This window comes from Cupriavidus sp. C1SS-2L (genome assembly GCF_057073735.1).
The window spans coordinates 2,851,310-2,876,980 of record NZ_CP172708.1 but is presented as its reverse complement, the minus strand read 5'-3'; the positions used below and the strand labels follow the sequence as shown (position 1 = coordinate 2,876,980).

The window sequence follows — 25,671 nt, the reverse complement described above, 5'->3', positions numbered from 1 at the left end:
CTACATCATGCTGCATGTGCCGGCGCGTCTGCCGGCATGGCAGCTCGGCGCTGTGGCGGCGACCGCGGTCATCGTGGCAGCGGGCTATCTCGTAGCGTATCGCCTGCCCGACAGGCTCGAGCAGTATCGCCAGGCGGGCGCGCTCAGCGACCCGCTTCGGGCGCCGGCTGTCCGAGCGTCGCCGTCGTCCCGGCCGTCAGGCGCGACACCAGGAGCTGATCGATCTTGTGATGGTCGATGTCCAGCACTTCGAAGCGGAAGCCTCCCACGGTGATCGACTCCGATTTCTTCGGGATGCGCTTGAGCGCGTAGATCACCAGGCCTGCCACCGTATCGACGTAGTCCTCGCCCGGCAGCGCGTCGATCTCCAGCGCCTTCTTCAGGTCGATCAGCGGTGTCAGGCCGTCCACCAGCCAGGAGCTATCGTCGCGCCGCACGATCTGTTCATCCTCGCTCGAGTAAAGGATGTCGCCCATCAGCGCGCCGACAATGTCGTCCAGCGTGACGATGCCGACTACCAGGCCGTACTCGTTCATCACCACGGCAAAGTTCTCGTGCATTTCGCGAAAGCGTGTGAGCGCTTCGGAAAGCGTCAGGGTGTCCGGAATCACCAGCACGTTCTTGTCGTGGTGCTTGCCGATATTGCCGATCACCGTTGCCGTTTCGTCGGCCAGCAGCAACTGCAGGATGTCCTTGGAGTCGATGTAGCCCTGCACGTCGTCGAGATCGTGGCCGCAAACCGGATATTGCGCATGCGGCTGGTTGACGAGCTTGCGCCGCACGCTGTCGGCGCCCTCGTCCAGGCTCAGGTAGACCACGTCATCGCGCGGCGTCATGATCGCCGTGACGCTCTTTGAATCGAGTTCGAACACATTCTCGATCAGGTGGATTTCATGCTTGAGCAGCACGCCGGCCTCCGCGCCGGCATCGACCATCGCGGCGATGTCTTCGGTGGTGATCTGCTCGACGGTCTTGGTCGGCAGGCCGAACAGCCGCAGCGTGGCATCGGCGGCGGCATTGAACACGTAGACCAGTGGCTTGAGCACGCGCAGCAGCGTCAGGATCGGATCGATCACCGCGAGCGCGCAGGCCTCGGGGAACGTCATCGCGATGCGCTTGGGGATCAGATCGGCAAACTGGATAAAAAGCAGCGTGACGATCAGGAACGAGCCGATATTGGCGATGCGCTGCGCGATGCCGGTATCCATGTACTGCGATAACGCTCCGAACACCAGATCGGAGACATGCTTTTCCCCGAGGATACCGGCCAGGATCGCCACGCTGTTCACGCCGATCTGCACGATCGTGAAGAAGTTGCCGGGCTCTTCCTTCAGCAGCAGCACCTTGGTGGCACGGCGGTCGCCGCGTTCGGACAGAACCTGCAGCTTGGTGCGGCGGGCGGCGGTCAGCGCGATCTCGGAAATCGAGAAGAAGGCGCTGATCAGGATCAGGAGGAGCAGGGTCAGTACGAACATGGCTGGTTGAGGGCACCGTTCGGGCGCCTTGATGATGGTGCAGGCCGCGCGAGGCTGTCAATCAATCCCGTCCTCTGGTGGCAGTAGTGGCGGTGGCGTCAAAGCTGGCAACGGGCGCTTCGAGCCGGTCCGGCAAGGTCGCGGCCAGTGCCGCGGCGGCCTGCGCAAACTCGTCGCGCATGTCGTCGACGAGACTCGACGCGGCGCGGTGGCTCGCGCGCAGCAGCTGGATCTCGAACGGCAGGGCAGGCTGCACGGCGTGCAGCGACACGCGCGCCGTGCTGGCACTCAATGCCGTGAACTGGTCAAGCAAAGCCATGCCCAGTCCGGCTTCCACCAGCGACAACGCGAGCGAATACGTCTGCACTTCGAGCGTCGAATGTGGTTCCAGCGCATGCCGGGCCAGGGTCTGGCGCACCAGCAGGCCCAGCGAGCTATTGTCGTCGTAGCCGATGAAAGGCCGCTCCATCAGTTTGTGCATCGGCACCACATGGCGGCGTCCGCCTGCGGGCAGCGGCTGCTGTCTCGGTACCGCCAGCAGCATGTGGCCTGCGGCCACCGGTTCGCATGTGATCGCTTCGTGCCGCGGCGGCGAAAAGGCGAAGCCGAGATCGATCTGGTTCGCGAGCAGCGCATCGACGATCTCGTCGGTATGGTGGGTCAGCACCTGCACCTGTGTGTCGGGATAGCGCGCGCAAAAGCCGCGCACCGCAGGCACCAGCAGCGGCTCCGCGAGGCTCGGCGTGGCAGCGACCCGCAGGCGCCCGGCGCCCTTGTGGCGCAGGCTTTCCGAGACTCGCCGCACGCGGTCGATCTCGCCATATAGCCTTTCGACATCGCCATACAGTGCGTTGGCTTCCGGCGTGGCCTGCAAGCGGCCGCGCACGCGCTCGAACAGCCGGAAGCCGAGCGAGGCTTCGGCATGCTGCAGCACGCGCGTGACCACCGGCTGCGAGACGTGCAGCAGGCGCGCCGCCTCGCTGACGGTGCCGGTCAGCATGATGGCGCGAAACACTTCGATCTGGCGCAAACGCATGGTCGGGACGCTGGGAAAGTGCAGCCCATAGCCTAAAGACATATTCTGGCACGTATTGGCATTGGGCAAGCCGCGTGCACTCGACTACGCTGACGCCATTGAATGAACAGCAAGCGACAAGGATGGCAATGCGGGTAGTGATCGTAGGCGCCGGCGTGGTCGGCATGACCAGTGCGTGGCGCCTGGCGCAGGATGGCCACGAGGTGACGGTGCTCGAACGCCATGACGGCCCTGGCGAGGAAACCAGCTTCGCCAACGGCGGGCAGCTTAGCTACAGCTACGTGGCGCCGCTGGCCGGACCGGGCGTGATGGGCAAGGTGCCAGGCTGGCTTCTGCGGCGCGATTCGCCGATGCGCTTCCGGCCCGTAGCCGATCCCGCGCAGTGGCTCTGGCTGGCGGCATTCATGCGCGCTTGCAATGCCGGCACCAGCGAGGCCACCACGCGCAAGCTGCTGCGCCTGGCATTTTACTCGCGCGACCTGATGGAGGCGTTCGTCGCCAGCGAAGCCGCGAAGGCCGGGACGGCGAGCGATTTCGATTTTGCGCGGCGCGGCAAACTGATTGTGCACCGCGATGGCGCGGCGTTTGAATCGGCGCGCCGCTTGCTCGATTATCAAGCCAGTCTCGGGTGCGAACAGCAGGCACTCGACCGGGACGCGTGCGTGGCGCTGGAACCCGCGCTGGCAGGTATCCGCGACGAGATCGCCGGCGCGATCTACACACCGAGCGAGGAGGTGGGCGACTGCCATCGCTTCTGCCTGTCGCTGGCACGGTTGCTGCAGCATCAGCCGGGCGTGTCGATGCGGTTCGGCAATGTCGTGCACGGCCTGGTGCAACAAGGGGACCGCGTCACGGGCGTGCAGACGGTAGCCGGCGTAGTGCCCGCCGATGCGGTGGTGGTGGCGGGTGGCATCGGCAGCGTGCCGCTGCTGCGCCCACTGGGCGTGCGGCCGATGCTTTGGCCGTTGAAGGGCTACAGCATTACCGTGCCGCTGTCGAACAGTGGGCCGGCTCCGCACATCAGCATCACGGATTTCGCCAACAAGATCGTCTATGCACGCATCGGCAATACGCTGCGCGTCGCGGGCATGGCCGATCTCGTGCGTGGTGGCGCGCGGATCGATCCCGAGCGCATTGGCACGCTGGTGGCGCAGACGCGCACGGTGTTTGAGGGTATCGTGCCCGACATCCCGCTCGCGCAGTTGCAGCCGTGGGCAGGGCTGCGGCCCGCGACGCCCGATGGCTTGCCGATGGTCGGGCCATCACGCCTGCGCGGCCTGTGGCTCAATCTCGGGCATGGCGCGCTTGGCTTTACGCTTGCTATGGGCAGCGCAGGGCTGCTTGCCGACCGCCTTGCCGGACGCAAGCCTGCCGTCAATGGCGATGATTTCATCGCCGCGCACGCGTAGTTGCGCGGCGGAATCCTTGCAGTAGCGGGCTATACAACTGTGGTTCGTATCGCCGTTCCCGCCGCGGGGCATCAACATGAGCGGCAAGGCGTTCCAGAGGTCCAGTGGCAGGGGTCAAAGCCATATAGCCATGACGAATCGTTATTTCGATATCGATAGCGTTTGCGGTAGTGTTGAGGCCGATATAGGCTCATAGCAGCACAAGCGACGGGCACCTTTACAAAAGGCGCCCGTCAGTCCGCATCCCACTGGAGAACATATGCGATCGATTCGTCATGGCTGGCTCAAATCCCTGCTGGCTGCCTCGCTGATCGCCGGCGCCGCCGGCCTGAGCGCCACCGCGGCCAGCGCCGCGGACCTGCTCGATACGGTCAAGCAGGCCGGTGTCCTGAAGATTGGCCTGGAGGGCACCTATCCGCCGTTCGGCTTCCGCAACCCGAAGAACGAGCTCGATGGATTCGACGTGGATGTGGCACGTGCCGTCGCCGCGAAGCTCGGCGTGAAACCGGAGTTCGTGACCACGGAATGGAGCGGCATCATTGCCGGCCTGCAGGCGGGCAAGTTCGACGTGATCGTCAACCAGGTTTCGGTGACGCCGCAGCGCAAGCAGGTGCTGGACTTCTCGACGCCTTATGTCTACTCGGCCGCGCAGCTTATCCAGCGCAAGGATGACAAGCGCGAGTTCAATTCGCTGGAAGCGCTCAAGGGCCACAAGCTCGGCGTGAGCCTGGGTAGCAACTACAACGAACTGGCCAAGTCGGTGCCAGGCATCGACGTCAAGACCTATCCCGGTGCGCCAGAGTACCTGCGCGACCTGGCCGCGCAGCGGGTCGACGCCGCACTCAACGACCGGCTCATGGTCAACTACCTGATCAAGACCGCCAACCTGCCGCTGCGCCCGGGCGCGGTGGTGGCGGGCGCGAATGCCGAAGTGGCCATCCCGTTCCGCAAGGACAACCCGAAGTTCGCCCAGGCCATCGACCATGCGCTCGATGACCTGCGCAAGGACGGCACGCTGACCAAGCTGTCGGTGAAGTGGTTCGGGTCGGACGTGACCAAGCCCGGCAAGTAAAACCGCAACCTGTCATACGACACCCCGCCCGGCCACAGGCTGCGCGGGGTTTGCGCGCATGCGGGCAATCCGTATGATGCGTGCTTTTTCCGGCGACCTTCCTATGTCCGCGCTCCAGCTCATCTCCGATTCCATGCCCGTGCTGCTGCAGGGCACGCTACTGACCATCAAGTTCGCGCTGTGGTCGATGGCCTTCGGGCTGGTGCTGGGCATGGTCGTGGCGCTCATGGGCATCAGCCACAACCCCGTGCTGAAGGGCATCGCACGCACGTACGTCAGCATCATGCGCGGCACGCCGCTGCTGGTGCAGATCTTTGTCGTCTACTACGGCTTGCCCGGTATCGGCGTCGCGCTGGAGCCGACGCCTGCGGGCGTACTGACGCTGAGCCTCAATGTGGGCGCATATTTGTCCGAGAGCATGCGCGGGGCGATTCTCGGCATTGCGCGCGGGCAGTGGCTCGCGGCCTATAGCCTTGGGCTGACGCCCGGCCAGACACTGCGTTACGTGGTCGGCCCGCAGGCCCTGCGTCTTGCGGTGCCGAGTCTTTCCAACAGCCTGATCAGCCTGATCAAGGACACCTCGCTGGTGTCGGTCATTACCGTGACGGAGCTGTTGCGCACGGCGCAGGAGGTCATTGCGGCGACTTATCAGCCGTTGCCGCTTTATCTTGCGGTGGCGGCGATCTACTGGGTGCTCAGCACCGGGCTGTCGGGACTGCAGCATGTGCTGGAGCGCAGGCTGTCGTTGCCGGGCCGCCACTGAACTGAGGCGCAGCAAACAAGAAGGGCCAGCCCGGTGGGCTGGCCCATCGTACCTCCGGGATATCCGCGCTTAACCCTGCGCGACGCGCCCGGCGATATGCGCGAGTGCTTCATCGACCTGATCCACCAGGATCAGGCACAGGTCACCCGGCTGCAAATGCGACAGACCCGTGTCGATGGCGACGAACTCACCGCGAATCTCCTCGACCGCACTGGTACGCGTGGCACCTTGCAGGCCCTCGCGCAGCAGCGCCAGCACCTCGCCATCGGCGCGGCCGCGCTGGCACTGGTCCTGGTACAGGATGACCTCGTCGAACACGCCGCCGAGGATCTGCGTCTGCTTGCGGATATCCTCGTCGCGGCGGTCGCCCGCGCCGCTGATCACCACCAGCCGGCGATTGGCCGGCATGGTCTGCACGGCATTGCACAGCGCCTGGATGGCATCCGGGTTGTGGCCGTAGTCAGCAATCAGCGTCGCGCCACGGTAGTCGAACACGTTGAAGCGGCCCGGGGCCGTCTGCGCGTCGTTGACGAAGGTAGCCAGGCCGCGGCGGATGACGTTCCAGTCGATGCCGAGCGCCCACGCCGCGCCGATCGACGACATGGCGTTCTCGACCTGGAAGCCGATCGTGCCATTGCGCGTGAGCGGGATCTCGGCCAGCGGGATGCGCATTTCGTTGTCGCCTTCCGACGCCACGATGTGATCGCCGTCGACGAACACCACGCGCTTGCCCTGGGCACGGTGCGTAGCCATGGCCGGCTGGCCCGGGTCGTGCGCGAAGAAGGTCACCAGGCCCGGGCAGGCATCAGCCATGCGCACCACCATCGGATCCGCGGCGTTGAGCACGGCCATGCCGTGAGGCGCCACGTTCTGCACGATCACGCTCTTGAGCACGGCCAGGTCTTCCACCGTGCTGATGAAGGACAGGCCCAGGTGGTCGCCTTCACCGACGTTGGTCACCACGGCAACGTCGCAGCGGTCGAAGGCCAGGCCTTCGCGCAGCAGGCCGCCGCGCGCGGTTTCGAACACGGCCGCGTCGACGTCAGGGTGCAGCAGCACGTTGCGCGCGCTGCGCGGGCCGCTGCAGTCGCCGGTGTCGATGCGCTCGCCACGGATGTACACACCGTCGGTGCCGGTCATGCCCATGCGCAGGCCGCTCGTGGCCATGATGTGCGTGATCAGGCGGACCGTGGTGGTCTTGCCGTTGGTGCCCGATACCGCGACCACAGGAATGCGGCCATCGTCGCCATCGGCAAACATGGTCGATACGATCGCTTCGCCGACTGCGCGGCCCTTGCCGTATGACGGCTGCAGGTGCATGCGCAGGCCTGGCGCGGCATTGACTTCGACGATGCCGCCGGCCTGTTCCTCGAACGGCTTCAGCATGGTCTCGCACACGGCGTCCACGCCGGCGATGTCGAGGCCGACCATCTGTGCAGCGGCGACGGCGCGCGCGGCGATGTCCGGATGGACGTCGTCGGTCACGTCGGTGGCGCTGCCGCCGGTCGACAGGTTCGCGTTGTTGCGCAGGACTACACGCGTGCCCTTGGGCGGCACAGACTCCGCGGTCAAGCCTTGCTTGGCCAGCGTGGCGAGCGCGATGTCGTCAAAACGGATCTTGGTCAGCGACGTCGCATGGCCCTCGCCGCGGCGCGGGTCGCGGTTCACTTCCTCGACGAGCTGGCGCACCGTATGCGTGCCATCGCCGATCACTTGCGGCGGATCGCGGCGCGCGGCGGCGACGAGGTGCTTGCCGACTACCAGCAGGCGGAAATCGTGGCCCGGGATGTAGCGTTCGACGATCACGTCGGAGCTGATGTCGGACGCGACTTCGTACGCCGTCATCACTTCCTCGCGCGTGCGGATGCGCACGGCCACGCCCTTGCCCTGGTTGCCGTCGCGCGGCTTCACCACGACAGGTGCGTCGATTTCCTGCGCGGCTTCCCAGGCTTGCTCGGCGCTGCGCACCGAACGGCCCAGCGGCACGGGTACGCCGGCCGCGTGCAACAGGCTCTTGGTCAGTTCCTTGTCCTGCGCGATGGATTCGGCGACAGCGCTGGTGGCGCTGGTTTCGGCGGCCTGGATGCGGCGCTGCTTGCTGCCCCAACCAAACTGCACCATCGAACCTTGGGTCAGGCGGCGGTAGGGAATACCCCGCGCGACGGCTGCGTAGACGATCGAGCCCGTGCTGGGGCCGAGGCGCACGTCTTCATCGAGTTCGCGCAGGCGGTGCAACGCGTCATCAAGGTCGAAGGGCGCGTCATCGCGCGCGGCCAGGCACAGCGCCTGGGCCAGGTCGAACGCCAGGCGGCCGACTTCTTCCTCGCTGTATTGCACGATCACCTGGTAGGTGCCGGGCTCGACCGTCTGCGCCGTGCGGCTGAACGTGACCGGGCAGCCGGCCGCGGCCTGCAGGCGCAGCGTGGCGGCTTCGAGCACGTGCGCGAGCGACAGCTCGCCGGCGTCCTCGTCCGGATGCAGCGGGCCGATATCGGGAAAGCGCGCGCGCAGGCGGTCTTCAAAGCCGGGCAGGGTAGCGACCATGTCCGACGGCTCCGGACAGGCCACGATCGCCTCGACGGCGGTGTGGCGGCACCACAGGTTCGGGCCGCGCAGGGCCCGGATGCGAGAGACTTCCATAGATTCTGGTATCCGTTCTTCTTGGGCCGTCAGGCGCGGCGCGGGGGCTGACCCATCCACTGGTGCACGCGGTCGACGGTGGCGGCGGTGGCACCTTCGTCGCACTGCAGAACCAGCAGGTCGCCGGCCACCAGTTGGCCGAGCGCGGTTTCGATGGCGTCCTGGCGCGTGCCTTCGTCGATGATCTTGGTGACGCGGCGGCCTTCGTACAGCCCCTGCTTGAGCAGGGCGCGCGCCTCGGCATCGGGCAGCGCGCCCTTGACGCTGCGGTCCTCGCACAGGAACACGCGGTCGAAGGTAGCGCCAATGACCTTGCCCTGGCGGACCATGTCTTCGTCGCGGCGTTGTACGCCGGCACCGTAGACGATCATGCGGCGTTCCGCCGGGAAGCGGTCCAGAGCCGTGGCCAAGGCTTCCAGGGCAGGGGCGTTGTGCGCATCGTCCACGATCACCGTGGCGCCATTGCGCTCGAACAGCGTGAAGCGCCCCGGTACATCGACCTGGCCGACGTCGAACGTCACGATGCCGGCGCGGATCAGGTCATTGGAGATGCCCAGCGCCCAGCCTGTAGCGACGGCCGCCAGCACGTTCTCGACCTGGAACGACACGCGGCCGGCATAAGTCACCGGAATCGCGGCGACATCGGTCAGCGGCGTTTCACTGTTGCCGGTGGTCAGCACGACCTTGCCATCGCGCACGAATACCGCGCGCTTGCCCTTGGCGCGATGCGCGACGATGGCCGGCAGATCTGCCGACAGGCCGAAGAAGATCACGTCGCCGTCGGACAGTTCGGCCATTTCGACCACGCGCTCGTCGCGCGCGTTGAGCACGGCGGCGCCGTTCTTGAGGACCACGTCGATCTGCGTGCGCAGCACGTTGTACATGCGGTCTTCGTCTTCGACGTAGTAATCGCCCATGTGGTCGGGCGTGTCGAAGTTCGTGACCACGCCAACCTGGCAGCGGTCATAGACGAGACCTTCGGACAGGATGGCGCCGCTGTCGTTCTCGAACACGGCGGCTTCGACCGCACGGTTCATCAGGATGCGATGGCCGGCGTCCCAGTTGGCGCGGTCGCCGCCCTGGACCAGGCGACGATCCAGGAACAGGCCGTCGCTGCACGCCAGGCCGGTGTGCTTGCCCGACAGTTGCAGCAGGCGCGCGACCAGCTTGGCCACCACGGTCTTGCCGTTGGTGCCGGTAATGCCGACCACGGGGATGCGGCCGGGATACGTGTCGTCGGCCTCGGGGAACAGGTGATCGACGATGGCGCGGCCCACCGGGCGCGGCCTGCCTTCGGCCGGCTTGAGGTGCATGAGCAGGCCGGGGCCGGCGTTGACTTCGACGATGGCCCCGCGCTGGTCGGTCAGCGGGCGCGAAATGTCTTCGGCCACCAGATCCACGCCGGCGATGTCCAGGCCGACCACGCGCGCAGCCAGCGCCGCATGAGCGGCCACGCTGGGGTGTACGCGGTCGGTCACGTCGAACGCCACATTGCCGGTGCGCTGGATCAGCACGGTCTTGCCTGCCGGAGGTACCGACTCGCCATCCATGTTCTGGCGCTTGAGTTCCAGGCGCGCTGCCGAGTCCAGGCGGACGCGGTTCAGCGGATGATCTTCGGTGCTGCCACGGCGCGGATCCGAGTTGATTTGCAGTTCGATCAGTTCCTCGATGGTCGACTTGCCGTCGCCCACCACGCTCGCAGTCTCGCCCATCGCGGCGGCGACCACGCGGCCGCCCACTACCAGCAGGCGGTGTTCGTTGCCGGGCACAAAACGCTCGACGATCACCCCGCTGCCTTCCTCGATGGCTACCGCATAGGCGGTCTCGACTTCCTCGCGCGTCATCAGGTTGGTGAAGACGCCGCGGCCGTGGTTGCCGTCGTACGGCTTGACCACCACCGGCACCCCGATGTCCTCGGCGGCTTCCCACGCGTCTTCGGGCGACTCGACCATGCGGCCTTCCGGCACCGGCACGCCGCACGATTCCAGCAGGCTCTTGGTCAGGTCCTTGTCGCGCGAGATGCTTTCGGCGATGGCGCTGGTGCGATCGGTCTCGGCCGTCCAGATACGGCGCGAGCGCGCGCCGTAGCCAAGCTGCACGAGGTTGCCGTCGGACAGGCGGATCGACGGGATGTCGCGGTCGTCCGCGGCATCGACGATGCAGGCCGTGCTCGGGCCGAGGCAGTGCTCGTCGACCAGGCGGCGCAGGTTGTCCACAGCGGCGGGCACGTCGAACGGACGGTCCTCGATGGCGGCCATGACCAGGTCGCGGGCCGCGAACAGCGCGGCGCGCGTGACTTCCTCATGCCAGGCGCGCACGATCACCTTGTAGACGCCGCGGATGGGGGTCTCGCGCGCCTTGCCGAAGCCGCCGGGCATGCCAGCCAGGTTCTGCAGCTCAAGCGTCACGTGTTCCAGGATATGACCCGGCCACGTGCCTTCCTTGAGGCGCTGCAGGAAGCCGCCGCGTTCGCCGATGCTGCAGCGATGCTCGACTAGCGAGGGCAGCCACGTCGACAGCCGTTCATAGAACCCCGGAATCGTGTTGGAGGGAAAATCCTCCAGCTCCCCGATATCGACCCACGCCTCCAGCACGGGCCGATATGTCCACATATTCGGGCCGCGCAGCGACATGACATCGAAAATCTCAATGTCCTTCTTTTTCATTGATTTAGCTTGAGGCAATGGGCGGGACCGCCCGAGAAATGGAAGCCTAACCTTTCAATAACGTTACAGCATACGTCAGGTTGACTTCTTTAGCTGACATCCGATTGTGCAATGCATCAGGAGCACCCGCTGGTTGGCGTTATGTATACTTGCGGGCAAAATCGCCGGCCGCCAGAGTGCGGCCATTCTAAATTGTTTCAAGTTATGTCCGTTTCCGCTGGACGCTGCAAGGCGCGCCGACAATGACCCAGTCTTCCCTGCCTGTCTCTCAAAGCCTCGCCCCGGATGAGCCGTGGCGTGCCGAAGCCGGCGCGACGCTTCGTCCCGGCGAGACCGTTCTGGCTGGACTGGAACTCGACCTCGACGCGAGGCTGCATTTTACCCAAGGGTGGCTGGTTGTGACGGACCGGCGGCTCCTGGCCCGTGCTCCCGGTGAAAAAAGTGTGCGGGAATGGGCCATCGAGCCGGGCCTGCGCCTGACCCATACCGACCACGCCGGCGTTGGCACCCTCGAACTGTGCGATGCCGCGGGCCGGCTCGGCAGCTGGCGCTACACGCTTGGTTACAATCCCGCCGCGCTGCGGCTGGTGGATCAGTTCGAAGCACGCCGCGATACGGCCCCTTCCATGCTCTCCGAGGATGACGGCGAAGTGCTGTGCCCCACGTGCAAGGCACCGTTGCCACCGGGCGAGGAAGAATGCCCGCAGTGCAGCCGCGAGCTCGAAACCCCGTCGTCGACATGGGCACTTCTGCGCCTGTGGCGTTTTGCGCGCCCGTACCGCTGGGAATTGCTCACTGGCTTCATGCTGACGCTGCTGTCCACCGCGGCCACGCTGGTACCGCCTTACCTGACCATGCCGCTGATGGACAAGGTGCTGATCCCGTTTCAGAACGGCGTGCCGATCAACTACGACCTGGTGCGCCTGTACCTCGCGGGGCTGCTCGGTGCGGCGCTGGTGGCATGGAGCCTGGGCTGGGCGCGCACCTACCTGCTGGCGCGCGTGTCGGAACGCATCGGCGCGGATCTTCGCACTACCACTTACGAGCATCTGCTGAAGCTGTCACTCGAGTATTTCGGCGGCAAGCGTACGGGCGACCTGATGGCGCGCATTGGCTCGGAAAGTGACCGCATCTGCGTCTTCCTGTCGCTGCACCTGCTCGACTTCGCGACCGACGTGCTGATGATCGTGATGACCGCGTTGATCCTGGTGTCGATCAACCCGTGGCTCGCGCTCGTGACGCTGGTGCCGCTACCGTTCATCGCCTGGATGATCCACCTTGTGCGCGACAAGCTGCGCCATGGCTTCGAGAAGATCGACCGGATCTGGTCGGAGATCACCAATGTGCTGGCCGACACGATTCCCGGCATCCGCGTGGTCAAGGCGTTTGCGCAGGAAAAGCGAGAAGTCGCGCGGTTCCGCGAAGCCAACAAGCACAACCTTGCCATCAACGATCGCGTGAATGCGGTGTGGTCGCTGTTCACGCCGACCGTCACGCTGCTCACGGAAATCGGCCTGCTCGTGGTGTGGGTGTTCGGCATCTGGCAGGTGTCGCACAGCGCCATTACGGTCGGTGTGCTGGTGGCCTTCCTCACGTACATCAGCCGCTTTTATACGCGGCTCGATTCGATGAGCCGCATCGTCTCGGTCACGCAGAAGGCCGCGGCCGGCGCGAAGCGGATCTTCGATATTCTCGACCACGTATCAAGCGTGCCTGAGCCCGTGCGGCCGGCAAAGCTGGACAAGGTAGAGGGCGCCATCGAAATGCGCGACCTCGGTTTCCGCTACGGTAACCGCGCGGTGATTCGCGGGCTGGATCTGTCGATCGCGCCGGGCGAGATGATTGGCCTGGTGGGTCACAGCGGCTCGGGCAAGAGCACGCTCGTCAACCTGATCTGCCGCTTCTATGACGTGTCCGAAGGCGCGATCCGTGTCGACGGCATCGACATCCGCTCGCTGCCGGTGTCGGAATACCGTCGCCATATCGGCCTGGTGCTGCAGGAGCCGTTCCTGTTCTTCGGCACGATCGCCGAGAATATTGCTTACGGCAAGCCCGATGCCACACGCGAGGAAATCGTCGCGGCCGCGCGCGCCGCGCACGCGCATGAGTTCATCCTGCGCCTGCCGCACGGCTATGACTCGCTGGTCGGCGAACGCGGACAGGCGCTGTCCGGCGGCGAGCGCCAGCGTATTTCGATCGCGCGCGCGCTGCTGATCAATCCGCGCATCCTGATCATGGACGAGGCCACGTCGTCGGTCGACACGCAGACGGAGAAGGAAATCCAGAAGGCGCTCGACAATCTCGTGCAGGGACGGACCACTATCGCGATCGCGCACCGGCTTTCGACGCTGCGCAAGGCCGATCGCCTCGTGGTGATGGACCGCGGCAAGATCGTCGAAGTCGGCGGTCACGACGAACTGCTGGCGAAAGAGGGCGCCTACTACAAGCTATACCAGGCGCAGGCGCGCAATGTGGATACCGAGGACGACGACACCGAGAGCGAAAGCGAGGTGCTTGCGAGGGAAGCGGAGGCTGCCAATGCTCAATGATGCCAATCTACAAGCGGCTGACATGCCCGACACGGAATTCACGCTGACCCGCAATGGCTTCGGCCGCCTGGTGCTGACACTTGGCGATGGCACGGCGCATGAGGGCGTGGTTCCTGTGCGTGCATTCCCGATCGGCGCGCCCGATGATGGCATCGGCATGATGAGTACCGATGGCCATGAACTGGCCTGGATTCCGCGGCTCGATCGTCTGCCCGCGCCGCAACGCGCCATGGTGGAAGAAGAACTGGCTGCGCGCGAGTTCATGCCGGAAATCCAACGCATCGTCGGCGTGTCGACGTTCGCCACGCCGAGCGAGTGGACCGTTCAGACCGACCGCGGCCAGACCACGCTGGTGCTGCGCGGCGAGGAAGATATCCGCCGCCTGGCGGGCACCACGCTGCTGATTTCAGACAGCCACGGCATCCACTACCTGATCCGCGACCTGATGGCGCTGGACCGGGCCAGCCGCAAGATTCTGGACCGTTTCCTCTGACCGGTTGCGTTGGGACGGGGCTGCTGCCTCAGTGCAGCAGTTCCTCGCCGTCGTCGTCTTCGTCCATGTCGTCATGCATCAGCGGGATGTCGGGGACCATGTCGAAGACCGACGAGTGATAGTGCACGCTGAACCATTCGCGGAACATCTGCAGCGACAGCGTCTCGGGCCACAGTGACTCGTCGAACCACTCGGCGAGCATGAATTCGAAGAAACCGCGCCAGCGCTTCTCCACCCAATGCCGGGCGTTGTCGGTGGTGTCCGCAATTTCCTCGGGCAGCAGGAAAACGCTCTGGTCCTCCCGAATGTGCTCGAGTGTCAGGTTCGGCACGGGCTCCGGATCTACAGCCTGAATCCAGTCCAGAAACGGCTGCTCGGGAACGATCGCGACCAGGGCGCGGTTGATGGTGAAGCGGGGATAGTCGGACATGGCTAGGCGACGGGGCAGGCTGCAGGACGGTATTGTAGTTGCCGGACGAGCGGCCAACGCATGCGGAGAATAGCGGAGGCAAGAAAAAACCCAGCCTGTGCAGGCTGGGTATTCGGAAATACTGGTGGAGCCGGCGGGAATCGAACCCGCGTCCGCAAGCCCTCCACAGAGAGTTCTACATACTTAGTTCTGTCATTTGATTTAACCGCCGCATCGCGGACGAACACGCTCTACGACGGCGAGTCACTTGGTTTTCGTCCCCGCAGTCGTGACACCGACGGGGCTTATCTGACGTAAATGACCTCGCTGGTTCTTGCGAACCCTAGCCCGTCAGCGAGCCAGTGCGAGGACGGCGGCCCTTAGGCTGCCAGTGCGTAACGTTCGTCGTTAGCAGTTATTGCATTCCCATTGATTAACGAGGTGACGGGTCCTCGGTATGCCCTCCACTGCTTCGCAACCCACGTCGAAACCAGGTCGGCCCCAGTGATGAGAAGACGGATTGTACCCGGGTTGGACGCAAGTTGCCGCGCCGGGTTCCGTTTTTGCTTGCAGAGGGCGATCAGTCCGGCATGAGCAGCGGAATCAACTCGGCAGGGTGGCGCACGAGGTAGTCGGCGCCCCAGGTCTCCGGCGGTTCGCCTTCGCCGCAGTACCCGTACGCGGCCGTGACCGTGAGCATGCCCGCTGCCTTGCCCGCCTGGATATCGCGCAAGTCATCGCCCACATACACGCAACGCTTAGGCGATACGCCACTGAGTTCTGCGGCACGGAGCAGCGGAGCCGGATGTGGCTTGGCATGGGGCGTCGTATCCCCGCTGACCACGGCTGACGCGCGCGGCGCCAGCCCGATCGCGGTCACGAGCGGCACGGTGAATCTGGCGATCTTGTTGGTCACAATGCCCCAGCGGATGCCTGCACCTTCCAGCGCATCGAGTACCTGCGGCATGCCGTCGAACAGCCGAGTATGCACGGCGATATCGGCTTCGTAGTAGTCGAGAAACAGGTCGCGCAGCGCAGGGAAGTCCGGATCGTCCGGGTGCTTGCCGAATGCAGCGCCCAGGAGGCCGCGCGCGCCATGCGACGCCACGGGGCGCAGCTTTTCATAGGCAACAGGCGAGCCACCATGCTCGACGACCAGCCGGTTGGCAGCTGCGGCAAGATCCGGAGCGGTGTCGGCGAGCGTCCCGTCGAGATCGAAAAACACGGCGTCGATTCCAGTCATCATTCTGCAACCCGGCGAAACGCCATCATGTAATTGACGTCCGTATCACGGCTCAGTGAATAAATCTGCGACAGCGGGTTATAGGTCATGCCGCGCATTTCCACGAGATCTAGTCCGGCATTGCGGGCAAATCGCGCCATTTCCGATGGCGTGATGAATTTCTCGTAGTCGTGCGTGCCACGCGGCAGCATTTGAAGGATGTACTCGGCGCCCACGACGGCCATCAGATACGCCTTAAGGTTGCGGTTGATCGTCGAGACGAAGACATGGCCGCCCGGGCGGACTAGCGTCGCGCACGCCTGGACGATCGACTCGGGATCGGGCACATGTTCAAGCATTTCCATGCAAGTTACGACATCCACGCTGCCCGGTTCGCGCGCCGCCAGCGCTTCCGCGGCGATCTCCTCGTAGTTGACGGCAACGCCGGACTCGAGGCTGTGCAGGTCGGCCACCCGAAGCGCCTTCGTCGAGAGGTCAATTCCACGCACATTTGCGCCAAGGCGCGCCATACTCTCGGACAGGATGCCGCCACCGCAGCCGATATCCACAACTTTCTTACCGGCCAGTCCGGCAATGCCGTCAATCCAACCGAGCCTCAGCGGATTCAGGTCGTGCAGCGGCTTGAACTCGCTGTTCGGGTCCCACCAGTGGTGGGCCAGTTCGCTGAACTTGTCGATTTCCTTGGGGTCGGCATTGGGGCCGGTGGGTTTGCCAGCGGAGGCCGGCAGGACTTGCGAAGGCGACGTCATGGTTTGCAGTGCCGGTACGGACGAAGTGCCTGAGCCGGCAGATAGGAGGGTGTCTGGCCACTGTACCAAAAAAAAAGCCCAGCTTGCGCTGGGCTTTCCTGCATCGGAAAGAATCCGATTAACGTGCGCTGCGGGTGCCGACCACTTCGACTTCCACGCGGCGGTTCGGCTGCTGGCAGGCGATCTGGGCGGTGCGGTTGCCCTTGCACGACTTCGGATCGACCTTCAGCTGGCGCTTGCCCTTGCCTTCGGTGTAGACGCGGTTGGCTTCAACGCCCTTGCTCACCAGGTAAGCCTTGACCGACTCAGCACGACGGATCGACAGGCGATCGTTGTACTTGTCCGAACCGAACGAGTCGGTGTGGCCAACGGCGATGATGACTTCCAGGGTGATGCCTTGCAGCTTCGAGACCAGATCGTCCAGCTTGGCCTTGCCTTCCGGCTTCAGGACAGCCTTGTCGAAGTCGAACAGGGTGTCAGCTGCGAAAGTGACCTTCTCGCTGGAGACGACCGGCGGAGCCACCGGTGCCGGTGCCGGTGCCGGAGCAGCGGCCGGGGCCAGCGCGCCGTCGCACAGGGCGTTGGCGGTAGCCGGGGTCCAGGAGCTGTCGCGCCAGCAGAGCTCGTTCGTGCCATTCTTCCACACGTACTCGCTCGTACCGTTGCCCCAGTTGTCATTCACGGCCTTCTTTTCATAGGGGACGGACTGGGCTTGAGCGGATGCAGCCATTACTGCGGTAGCTGCAACGAGCGCGAGCTTGGCAAATTTTTTCATATTTCTCCTCTCAGGATGAGATCACCGCAGGGTTACTGCGAGCAAATGGACGAAAACAAGTCATACATTCTTCGGAGTATAACATTCTCGATGTGGTGTATGCTCCACTTCGAACAATGTCTGGCTCTTCGCTGGGGAATTGTGCCACAAGGCTCGTTTCCTAAGAAGTAAATATATTCGATTCAATCAACCCCTTTTGGGCCTGTGGTGTTTGTGCAACATGGGTCTTGAACTACCCGCAAAGCCTTGTGGCATCAGGCTTTGCGGGTTTGGCCGAGAGGCGCGCGGACGGGTTTGTCGGGCTGGCGCAGGGGGTCGGAGGCGGGTCCGCGCGCATGGTAGAATGCCATGTTGGCCCGCCGCCGGATGCCCTCGCGCATTGAGCGGAAAACACGGCCCTCCTTTCGCTTAAACCCGCCGCATAAACCACGCCGCAATGGATCCATTCGCAAAAGAAACCCTTCCGGTCTCCCTTGAAGAGGAAATGCGCCGCTCGTATCTGGATTACGCAATGAGCGTGATCGTAGGGCGGGCGCTTCCCGATGTGCGGGATGGCCTGAAGCCGGTTCACAGGCGCGTGCTCTATGCGATGCATGAGCTCAACAACGACTGGAACCGGGCGTACAAGAAATCAGCCCGTATCGTCGGTGATGTGATTGGTAAGTACCATCCGCACGGCGACACTGCTGTATACGATACGATCGTCCGCATGGCGCAGAATTTCTCGCTGCGCTACATGCTCGTCGACGGGCAGGGGAATTTCGGTTCGGTGGACGGCGATAACGCGGCAGCAATGCGTTATACCGAAATCCGACTTTCGAAAATCGCCCACGAGATGCTCCACGACATCGACAAGGAAACTGTCGATTTCGATCCGAACTATGACGGTTCGGAAAAAGAGCCCGCTATTCTCCCTGCGCGAATTCCGAATCTGCTTATCAATGGTTCGTCGGGTATTGCGGTCGGCATGGCCACCAATATCCCGCCGCATAACCTTAATGAAATCGTCGATGGCTGTCTTCACCTGCTGCGCAATCCGCAGGCAACGGTGGATGAGCTGATTGAATTGATTCCCGCGCCCGATTTCCCGACCGCCGGCATTATCTACGGTATTCAGGGCGTGCGCGAAGGCTATCGGACCGGACGTGGACGCGTTGTCATGCGCGCGCGCACGCACTTCGAGGACATCGACCGCGGCCAGCGCCAGGCCATCATCGTCGACGAGCTGCCGTACCAGGTGAACAAGCGCACGCTGCTCGAGCGCATTGCCGAGCTGGTCACCGAGAAGAAGGTCGAGGGCATCTCGGACATCCGCGACGAGTCGGACAAGTCCGGCATGCGCGTGGTGATCGAACTCAAGCGCAACGAGGTTCCCGAGGTCGTCCTCAACAACCTATATAAGAACACCCAGCTCCAGGACACGTTCGGCATGAACATGGTGGCGCTGGTCGACCGCCAGCCGCGCCTGCTGAACCTGAAGCAGATGCTCGAGTACTTCCTGCAGCACCGCCGGGAAGTTGTGACGCGTCGTACGGTATTCGAGCTGCGCAAGGCGCGCGAGCGTGGCCATGTGCTGGAAGGCCTGGCCGTGGCGCTCGCCAACATCGACGAGTTCATCGCGATCATCAAGGCGGCGCCTACGCCACCTATCGCCAAGCAGGAACTGATGGCGAAGTCGTGGGATTCCGGGCTTGTGCGCGAAATGCTCGCACGTGCCGAAGCCGACACCCCTGGTGGCCGTGCGTCGTACCGCCCGGATGGGTTGCCAGCGATGTTCGGCATGCAGGGCGATGGCCTGTACCGCCTGTCGGATTCCCAGGCGCAGGAAATCCTGCAGATGCGCCTGCAACGCCTCACCGGTCTGGAACAGGACAAGATCGTCCAGGAATATCGCGATGTGATGGCGATCATCGCGGATTTGCTCGATATCCTGGCACGGCCCGAGCGTATTACCACCATCATTTCCGACGAACTGACCGCTATCCGCGCGGAATTCGGCGACGAGCGCCGCTCGCAGATCGAGCTGAACGCCACCGAGCTCGACACCGAGGACCTGATCACGCCGCAGGACATGGTGGTCACGCTGTCCCACAGTGGCTATATGAAGAGCCAGCCGATTTCCGAATACCGTGCCCAGAAGCGCGGCGGACGCGGCAAGCTGGCGACGGCGACCAAGGAAGACGACTGGATCGACACGCTGTTTGTGGCCAACACCCACGACTACATCCTGTGCTTCTCGAACCGAGGTCGCCTGTACTGGCTCAAGGTCTATGAAGTGCCGCAGGGCTCGCGCAACTCGCGCGGCCGCCCAATCGTCAACATGTTCCCGCTGTCGGACGGCGAGAAGATCAACGTCATCCTGCCGGTCCGCCAGTTCGACGCCGAGCACTTCATCTTCATGGCCACCGCGCGCGGCACGGTCAAGAAGACGGCGCTGACGGAATTCTCGAACCCTCGCAAGGCCGGCATCATCGCCGTCGACCTCGACGAGGGCGACTATCTGATCGGCGCCGCCGTGACGGACGGGCAGCACGATGTGATGCTGTTCTCGGATGCCGGCAAAGCCGTGCGTTTCGATGAGAACGATGTGCGCCCGATGGGCCGCCAGGCACGTGGCGTACGCGGCATGAATCTCGACGAGTCGCAAACCGTCATCGCCATGCTCGTAGCGCCGGCAGAGACGGCGGAGCAAACCGAAGCCGGCTCGCCGGGCAGCGTGCTGACCGCGACCGAGAACGGCTACGGCAAGCGTACGCCGATCGCCGAGTACACTCGACACGGTCGTGGGACCAAGGGCATGATTGCGATCCAGACGAGCGAGCGCAACGGCCGTGTGGTGGCTGCTGCACTGGTTTCGCCCGATGACGAGATCATGCTGATCACCACAGGCGGCGTGCTGATCCGCACGCGCGTGGCCGAAATCCGCGAGATGGGCCGCGCGACGCAGGGCGTCACGCTGATCAATGTTGACGAAGGCACTAAGCTCTCGGGCCTGCAGCGCATCGTGGAAACCGATGCCGACAACGGTGCGGGCTCGGAAGAGGCGGAAGAGGCGGATGGTGCCGCCGATGCCGATGCCAATTCGTAAGTTGTTGCAACAATAGGACACCGGCCGGAACTCGCCAGATGGCGGTCCGGACTAAAACGGACATATTTACCAGGGAGTCACAATGCTCAAAACCTATCGACGTATCGCTGTTCTGGCTGCTTTCGTTCCGACGTTCATGATGGCGCAGCATGCGCACGCACAGGACGCGGACAAGACGGCTGCCATCAAGGAACTGCTTTCCGTCATGCAGGCTGACCAGGCCGTGAAGGGCCAGGCAGAAAACTGGCAGCAAGGCGCCAAGCAGGAAGCCCCGCTGGTGCTGGAGCAGGTACTGGTAGAGAACAAGACGCTGAACGACAAGCAGAAGCAGGCCGCTGTCGAGAAGCTGAAGAAGAACGGCGCGGTACAGCGCATGGTGGATGGCGCCGGTACGGCGTTCAATACCGATGGCTTCCGGAAGGATGCGATCCAGGCTCACTACGACGCCTTCGGCAAGTACTACAGCACGCAGGAACTCAAGGACCTGACCACGTTCCTGAAGTCGCCGACCGGCCAGAAGTTCATGGCTAACCAGGGCAAGGCGACCCAGGAGATCTGGGGTTCGATGATGCAGAAGTACGGTCCGCAGGTCGGCAAGTCGATGCGCGACGCCGCCGAGAAGGAAATCGCGGCCGCCGCGAAGTAACTTCCGGCGACAGGGTGCAGGTCCTGCGCCCGCCCGCATCGCCCAACGGGATGCGGGTTTGAGGGATAATGGCTGCTTGGGGTATCCCCGGCAGCCATTTTTCTTTTCCAGTTCATGAACGATCCACAGACTCCCGCCCTCGCCGGCATGCAGCGTGCATTGGCCGAACGCGTCTTCAACTTCTCCCCGGGACCCGCCACGCTGCCCGCCGAAGTGCTGCAACAGGCCGCAGAAGAGATGCTGTCATGGCATGGGACGGGCGTGTCGGTCATGGAGATGAGCCACCGCAGCCGCGAGTTCGAAGGCATTCTTGCCGAAACGACCGCGGATCTGCGTGAACTGCTCAAGATTCCAAAGAACTTCCGCATTCTGTTCCTGCAGGGCGGCGCCATCGGCGAGAACGCGATCGTGCCGCTGAACCTGATGCGGCTGCGCAATGCCGATCGCCCCAAGGCAGACTTCGTGGTGACCGGCTCGTGGTCTATCAAGACCGAGCAGGAAACGCGACGCTACGGCGAGGTAAACATCGCAGCATCGAGCGCCGACCGGAAGTTTCACGATATCCCCGACGTGGCCGGCTGGAAGCTGTCCGATGACGCTGCCTACGTGCATCTCTGCACCAACGAGACGATCGGCGGCGTGGAGTTCCACGAGGTTCCGGATATCGGGCAGGACAAGGGCCGCGTCGTGGTGGCCGACGCATCGAGCCACATCCTGTCGCGCCCAGTGGACTGGTCGCGCGTGCAGGTGATGTATGGCGGTGCACAGAAGAATATCGGGCCCGCTGGCGTGACGATCGTGATCGTGCGAGAAGACCTGCTGGGCCATGCTCATCCGCTATGCCCGTCGGCGTTTAACTGGCGTATCGTCGCCGAGCATGACTCGATGTACAACACGCCGCCGACGTACGCCATCTACATCGCGGGGCTGGTCTTCAAGTGGCTCAAGCGCCAAGGCGGAGTGCCGGCGATCGAGCAACGCAATATCGCCAAGGCGAAGGCACTGTACGACTTCCTTGACCAGAGCGATTTCTATCGCAATGAGATCGACCCGAACTGCCGTTCGCGCATGAACGTGCCGTTCTTCCTCGCTGACGAGACCCGCAACGAGGCATTCCTGCAGCAGGCCCGCGCCCATGGCCTGCTGCAACTCAAGGGCCACAAGTCCGTGGGCGGCATGCGCGCCAGCATCTACAACGCCATGCCGATCGAGGGCGTGTATGCGCTGATCGATTTCATGCGTGAGTTCGAGCGCAACGCTGCCTGACGGCGCTGCGGCGGACAGCCGCGCGCGAACGGCGCGCGGTATTGTTTTATTCTCAGGCCCTCCCTGCGGAGCGGCCCAACCGGTTCCTGCAAATGACAAGCGAAGACAACAACACCGCGCGCGAGGAGACGCAGCAGAGCGGTGCTTCCCCGAGCGCGGCGGAACGTGCCCTCGGTGCCGAACTGGCCCCGTTGCGCGAGCAGATCGATACCGTCGACCGTGAACTGCTGGCCATGCTGAACCGGCGCGCGCAGCTTGCGCTCGATGTCGGCGAGGTAAAGAAGAAGTACGGCGCGCCGGTGTTCCGCCCCGAGCGCGAACTGCAGGTCATTCGCAAGGTGCAGGCCGCCAATCCGGGTCCGCTGCTCGGCGAGAGCGTGGCGTCGATCTGGCGCGAGGTCATGTCGGCATGCCGTGGCCTGGAAAAGCCGCTTGAGATCGCCTTCCTCGGCCCGGCCGGTACGTTCTCGGAACAGGCTTTGTACGCGCACTTCGGCCATGAAGTGAGCGGCGTGCCGTGCCCGAGCATCGACGAAGTATTCCGCGCCGTTGAGGCGGGGACCGTCGAGTACGGCGTGGTTCCGGTGGAAAACTCCACCGAGGGCGCCGTGTCGCGCACGCTGGACCTGTTCCTGCAGACCTCGCTGAAGATCAGCGGCGAAATCGCGCTGAAGGTGCACCACAACCTGATGGCCGCTTCGCCGGACATGAACGGCGTGAAGGTCGTGCGCGCGCATGCGCAGGCGCTCGCGCAGTGCCAGCACTGGCTGACGGCGAACTATCCGCACCTCGAGCGGCAGGCCGTATCGAGCAATGCCGAGGCGGCGCGCATGGCGAGCGAAGATCCCACGGTCGCGGCCATTGCCGGCGAATCGGCTGCTAATCGCTATCACCTCCATATCATCCGGCCGCATATCCAGGACGATCCGCACAACCGCACGCGCTTTGCCGTGATTGGCCGGTACGAGACTGAGCCGTCGGGCAGCGACCAGACTTCGATGATCCTGTCGGTGCCCAACAAGGCCGGCGCGGTCTACCAGTTGCTCGCGCCGCTGGCGGAGAACGGTGTGTCGATGTGCCGCTTCGAATCGCGCCCCGCGCGCAGTGGTGCATGGGAGTACTACTTCTACGTCGATGTGGAAGGCCACCAGCACGAGCCGGCCGTGGCGCGCGCGATCGAGACGCTGCGGCGCAACGCAGCGTACCTGAAGGTGCTCGGGTCGTACCCGTCGAGCAAGTAAGCACGCGCAGATACGAGGCAAGGAGACAAGATGGCAGAGCAAGGCAAGCAAGGCGGCAAGGTACCGTTCGGCCCGGATTACGTCAGGGCGATTTCGCCTTACATCGCGGGCAAGCCGATTTCAGAGGTGGCGCGCGAGTTCGGCCTCGACGAGGCCGGCATCGTGAAGCTCGCGTCGAACGAGAACCCGCTGGGCATGCCGGAGTCCGCGAAACACGCGGCGGCCGCGGCCATTGCCGAACTGGGTCGTTACCCCGATTCGAACGGCTTCGAACTGAAAGCTGCGCTTTCGACAAAGCTCGGTGTGCCGCAGGACTGGCTTACGCTCGGCAACGGCAGCAACGACATCCTCGAACTGGCCGCGCATGCGCTGGTCACGTCGGGGCAGTCGATCGTGTACGCCGAGTATTCGTTCGCGGTCTACGCGCTCGCGACGCAGGAGATCGGCGCGCGCGCAATCGTGGTGAAGGCGCGTGATTATGGCCATGATCTCGACGCCATGGCGGCGGCGATCACGTCCGACACGCGTCTGGTGTTCATCGCCAACCCGAACAACCCGACCGGCACGTTCGTGCCCGCGGCGGCGCTGGAAACGTTCCTGGCCAAGGTGCCGGCCGAGGTAGTCGTGGTACTGGACGAGGCGTACAACGAATATCTCGATGACGACCAGCAATATGATTCGGTGGCATGGGTTCGCCGCTATCCGAACCTGCTGGTGTCGCGCACGTTCTCGAAGGCCTACGGGCTGGCGGGCCTGCGCATCGGCTATGCCGTGGCGCAGCCGGAACTGACCGATCTGCTGAACCGCATCCGGCAGCCGTTCAATGTCAATAGCGTCGCCCAGGCGGCGGCCGTGGCTGCGCTTGGCGACACGGCATTCCTGCAGCGCAGCGCCGAACTCAACCGGGCGGGCAAGGCCCAGCTCGTTGAGGCGTTTTCGCGCCTCGGGCTCGAGTTTGTCGCATCGTCCGGCAACTTCGTGCTGGTGCGCGTCGGCGATGACGATGACGCCGGTGCGCGCGTCAACGTGGCGCTGCTGAGGCAGGGCGTGATCGTGCGGCCCGTGGGCAACTACGGCATGCCGCGCTGGCTGCGTGTCACGATCGGCTTGCCCGACGAAAACGCCGCCTTCATCGCGGCGCTGGAGCGCGCGCTGAAGTAACCGCGCGCAACGGCCATGCATTTCCTTTTTCGAATTTCCCGTATTGCCCGCCCCCGAGGGCTGAGATTGTGAGCGCTCTGCATTTTTCCCGTGTTGTGATTGTCGGTGTCGGCCTGATTGGCGGTTCGCTTGCGCTTGCGCTCAAGCGCGCGGGCGTCGTTGGGACAGTGGTCGGCGTGGGTCGCTCGCCCGCGTCGCTGCAAAAGGCGCTTGATCTGGGTGTCATCGACGAGGCCGCTTCGCTGGAAGAGGCGGCGCGCGACGCCAGCCTGGTCGTGCTGTGCGCGCCGGTCGCGCAGAATTTTGCGTTGCTGCATGCGCTGGAGCCGCACCTGCAGCCGGGCACGATCGTGACTGATGCGGGCAGCACCAAGTCCGACGTCATCATGGCGGCCAAGACTGCGCTGGGCGACAAGGTCGCGCAGTTTGTTCCGGCACATCCGATTGCGGGGCGCGAACTCAATGGCGTCGAGGCCGCGCTGGCGGATCTATATGTCGGCAAGAAGACCGTGCTATGCCCGTTGCAGGAGAATTCGCGTGCCGATGTCGCTGCCGTGCGCGCGATGTGGGAAAGCGCGGGGGCCGAATGCCACGTCATGTCCGCCGTGCAGCACGACGCGGTGTTCGCTTCGGTCAGCCACCTGCCGCACGTGCTGTCGTATGCGCTGGTGGCGCAGGTCGGCAATGCGGAAGACGCAGCGCTCAAGCTGGCGTTTGCTGGCGGCGGCTTCCGCGATTTCACGCGCATTGCCGCGTCGTCGCCGGAGATGTGGCGTGATATCTGTGTGGCCAACCGCGAGGCGCTGCTGCGCGAGCTGAACACCTACCAGTCGGTGCTGACGCATCTGAAGACGCAGATCGAGAAGGGCGACGGCGCGGCGCTGGAACGCATCTTTGCGCGCGCGAGCAAGACTCGCCTGCAATGGGGCGCCGACCGGGCAGCCGCGGCGAATACTGAACCCTGAACTGGCGCGGCCACGAGCCGTGCCT

At 64.2% G+C, this 25,671-nt stretch carries 19 protein-coding genes and 1 other RNA gene; 11 read left to right on the top strand and 9 right to left on the bottom strand.

The features are described from left to right. Positions 1 to 143: 143 nt before the first annotated feature. Both paeA and ACIGJG_RS13325 read right to left on the bottom strand, forming a co-directional pair. Positions 144 to 1,475, bottom strand: a complete 1,332-nt coding sequence (gene paeA, locus ACIGJG_RS13330) for a polyamine export protein PaeA (protein ID WP_011298740.1) — start codon at positions 1,473 to 1,475, stop codon at positions 144 to 146. A gap of 61 nt (positions 1,476 to 1,536) precedes the next feature. Continuing rightward, the gene (locus ACIGJG_RS13325; RefSeq protein ID WP_041679685.1) at positions 1,537 to 2,511 is read right to left on the bottom strand and encodes a LysR family transcriptional regulator; all 975 of its coding nucleotides are present in this window, start codon (positions 2,509 to 2,511) and stop codon (positions 1,537 to 1,539) included. A gap of 128 nt (positions 2,512 to 2,639) precedes the next feature. On the opposite strand from ACIGJG_RS13325, the gene ACIGJG_RS13320 reads away from it, so the two are divergent. The 3 genes from ACIGJG_RS13320 (at position 2,640) to ACIGJG_RS13310 (ending at position 5,755) form a co-directional block, all read left to right on the top strand. Then, on the top strand, positions 2,640 to 3,920 hold the full coding sequence (locus ACIGJG_RS13320; protein ID WP_483673082.1) for a D-amino acid dehydrogenase: 1,281 nt from the start codon (positions 2,640 to 2,642) through the stop codon (positions 3,918 to 3,920). Between the two features lie 259 nt (positions 3,921 to 4,179). Further along, positions 4,180 to 4,992 carry a transporter substrate-binding domain-containing protein gene (locus ACIGJG_RS13315; RefSeq protein WP_011298737.1) on the top strand — a complete coding sequence of 271 codons (813 nt, stop codon included), beginning with the start codon at positions 4,180 to 4,182 and terminating at the stop codon, positions 4,990 to 4,992. Positions 4,993 to 5,095: 103 nt separating this feature from the next. Next, the gene (locus tag ACIGJG_RS13310; protein ID WP_041679684.1) at positions 5,096 to 5,755 is read left to right on the top strand and encodes an amino acid ABC transporter permease; all 660 of its coding nucleotides are present in this window, start codon (positions 5,096 to 5,098) and stop codon (positions 5,753 to 5,755) included. A gap of 69 nt (positions 5,756 to 5,824) precedes the next feature. On the opposite strand, the gene cphA (ACIGJG_RS13305) is transcribed toward ACIGJG_RS13310, so the two are convergent. Both cphA (ACIGJG_RS13305) and cphA (ACIGJG_RS13300) read right to left on the bottom strand, forming a co-directional pair. Next, positions 5,825 to 8,395 carry a cyanophycin synthetase gene (gene cphA, locus ACIGJG_RS13305; protein WP_483672432.1) on the bottom strand — a complete coding sequence of 857 codons (2,571 nt, stop codon included), beginning with the start codon at positions 8,393 to 8,395 and terminating at the stop codon, positions 5,825 to 5,827. 29 nt (positions 8,396 to 8,424) lie between these two features. Continuing rightward, positions 8,425 to 11,061 carry a cyanophycin synthetase gene (cphA, locus tag ACIGJG_RS13300; RefSeq protein ID WP_140950385.1) on the bottom strand — a complete coding sequence of 879 codons (2,637 nt, stop codon included), beginning with the start codon at positions 11,059 to 11,061 and terminating at the stop codon, positions 8,425 to 8,427. A gap of 242 nt (positions 11,062 to 11,303) precedes the next feature. Between cphA (ACIGJG_RS13300) and ACIGJG_RS13295 the strand changes: the two genes are divergently transcribed. Together ACIGJG_RS13295 and ACIGJG_RS13290 are read left to right on the top strand one after the other, a co-directional pair. Then, positions 11,304 to 13,610 (top strand): cyanophycin metabolism-associated ABC transporter, encoded by a 2,307-nt coding sequence (locus tag ACIGJG_RS13295; protein WP_140950386.1) that lies wholly within the window; start codon positions 11,304 to 11,306, stop codon positions 13,608 to 13,610. 22 nt (positions 13,611 to 13,632) lie between these two features. Further along, complete coding sequence (locus tag ACIGJG_RS13290) at positions 13,633 to 14,103, top strand: cyanophycin metabolism-associated DUF1854 family protein (RefSeq protein WP_086004448.1); 471 nt, start codon at positions 13,633 to 13,635, stop codon at positions 14,101 to 14,103. Between the two features lie 28 nt (positions 14,104 to 14,131). Here ACIGJG_RS13290 and ACIGJG_RS13285 read toward each other — a convergent pair whose 3' ends face one another. From ACIGJG_RS13285 to ompA, 5 genes are all read right to left on the bottom strand, one after another. Continuing rightward, complete coding sequence (locus ACIGJG_RS13285) at positions 14,132 to 14,533, bottom strand: hypothetical protein (protein WP_011298731.1); 402 nt, start codon at positions 14,531 to 14,533, stop codon at positions 14,132 to 14,134. 122 nt (positions 14,534 to 14,655) lie between these two features. Continuing rightward, positions 14,656 to 15,015, bottom strand: a transfer-messenger RNA (tmRNA) gene (gene ssrA, locus ACIGJG_RS13280). A 77-nt stretch (positions 15,016 to 15,092) separates the two neighbouring features. Next, on the bottom strand, positions 15,093 to 15,755 hold the full coding sequence (gph, locus tag ACIGJG_RS13275; protein WP_182142201.1) for a phosphoglycolate phosphatase: 663 nt from the start codon (positions 15,753 to 15,755) through the stop codon (positions 15,093 to 15,095). Further along, positions 15,755 to 16,504, bottom strand: a complete 750-nt coding sequence (ubiG, locus tag ACIGJG_RS13270; protein ID WP_011298729.1) for a bifunctional 2-polyprenyl-6-hydroxyphenol methylase/3-demethylubiquinol 3-O-methyltransferase UbiG — start codon at positions 16,502 to 16,504, stop codon at positions 15,755 to 15,757. Before ubiG ends, gph begins: the two co-directional genes overlap by 1 nt. A 118-nt stretch (positions 16,505 to 16,622) precedes the next feature. After that, a complete protein-coding gene (gene ompA, locus ACIGJG_RS13265) occupies positions 16,623 to 17,279 on the bottom strand; it encodes an outer membrane protein OmpA (protein WP_011298728.1) in 657 nt (218 codons plus the stop codon). Positions 17,280 to 17,715: 436 nt separating this feature from the next. Here ompA and gyrA point away from each other — a divergent pair, with 436 nt between their 5' ends. The 6 genes from gyrA (at position 17,716) to ACIGJG_RS13235 (ending at position 25,646) form a co-directional block, all read left to right on the top strand. After that, positions 17,716 to 20,367: a DNA gyrase subunit A gene (gene gyrA / locus ACIGJG_RS13260; protein ID WP_011298727.1), complete on the top strand. Its 2,652-nt coding sequence runs from the start codon at positions 17,716 to 17,718 to the stop codon at positions 20,365 to 20,367. Positions 20,368 to 20,449: 82 nt separating this feature from the next. After that, complete coding sequence (locus ACIGJG_RS13255; RefSeq protein ID WP_011298726.1) at positions 20,450 to 21,013, top strand: DUF2059 domain-containing protein; 564 nt, start codon at positions 20,450 to 20,452, stop codon at positions 21,011 to 21,013. Positions 21,014 to 21,127: 114 nt separating this feature from the next. Further along, positions 21,128 to 22,279 (top strand): 3-phosphoserine/phosphohydroxythreonine transaminase, encoded by a 1,152-nt coding sequence (gene serC / locus ACIGJG_RS13250; protein WP_011298725.1) that lies wholly within the window; start codon positions 21,128 to 21,130, stop codon positions 22,277 to 22,279. Between the two features lie 92 nt (positions 22,280 to 22,371). After that, positions 22,372 to 23,520, top strand: coding sequence for a prephenate dehydratase (gene pheA, locus ACIGJG_RS13245; RefSeq protein ID WP_011298724.1), 1,149 nt, complete (start codon positions 22,372 to 22,374; stop codon positions 23,518 to 23,520). Positions 23,521 to 23,550: 30 nt separating this feature from the next. Then, the gene (gene hisC / locus ACIGJG_RS13240) at positions 23,551 to 24,681 is read left to right on the top strand and encodes a histidinol-phosphate transaminase (protein WP_220630952.1); all 1,131 of its coding nucleotides are present in this window, start codon (positions 23,551 to 23,553) and stop codon (positions 24,679 to 24,681) included. 68 nt (positions 24,682 to 24,749) lie between these two features. After that, entirely contained in the window at positions 24,750 to 25,646 is an 897-nt protein-coding gene (locus ACIGJG_RS13235) for a prephenate dehydrogenase (protein ID WP_011298722.1), read from the top strand. The last annotated feature ends 25 nt before the right edge of the window (positions 25,647 to 25,671 follow it).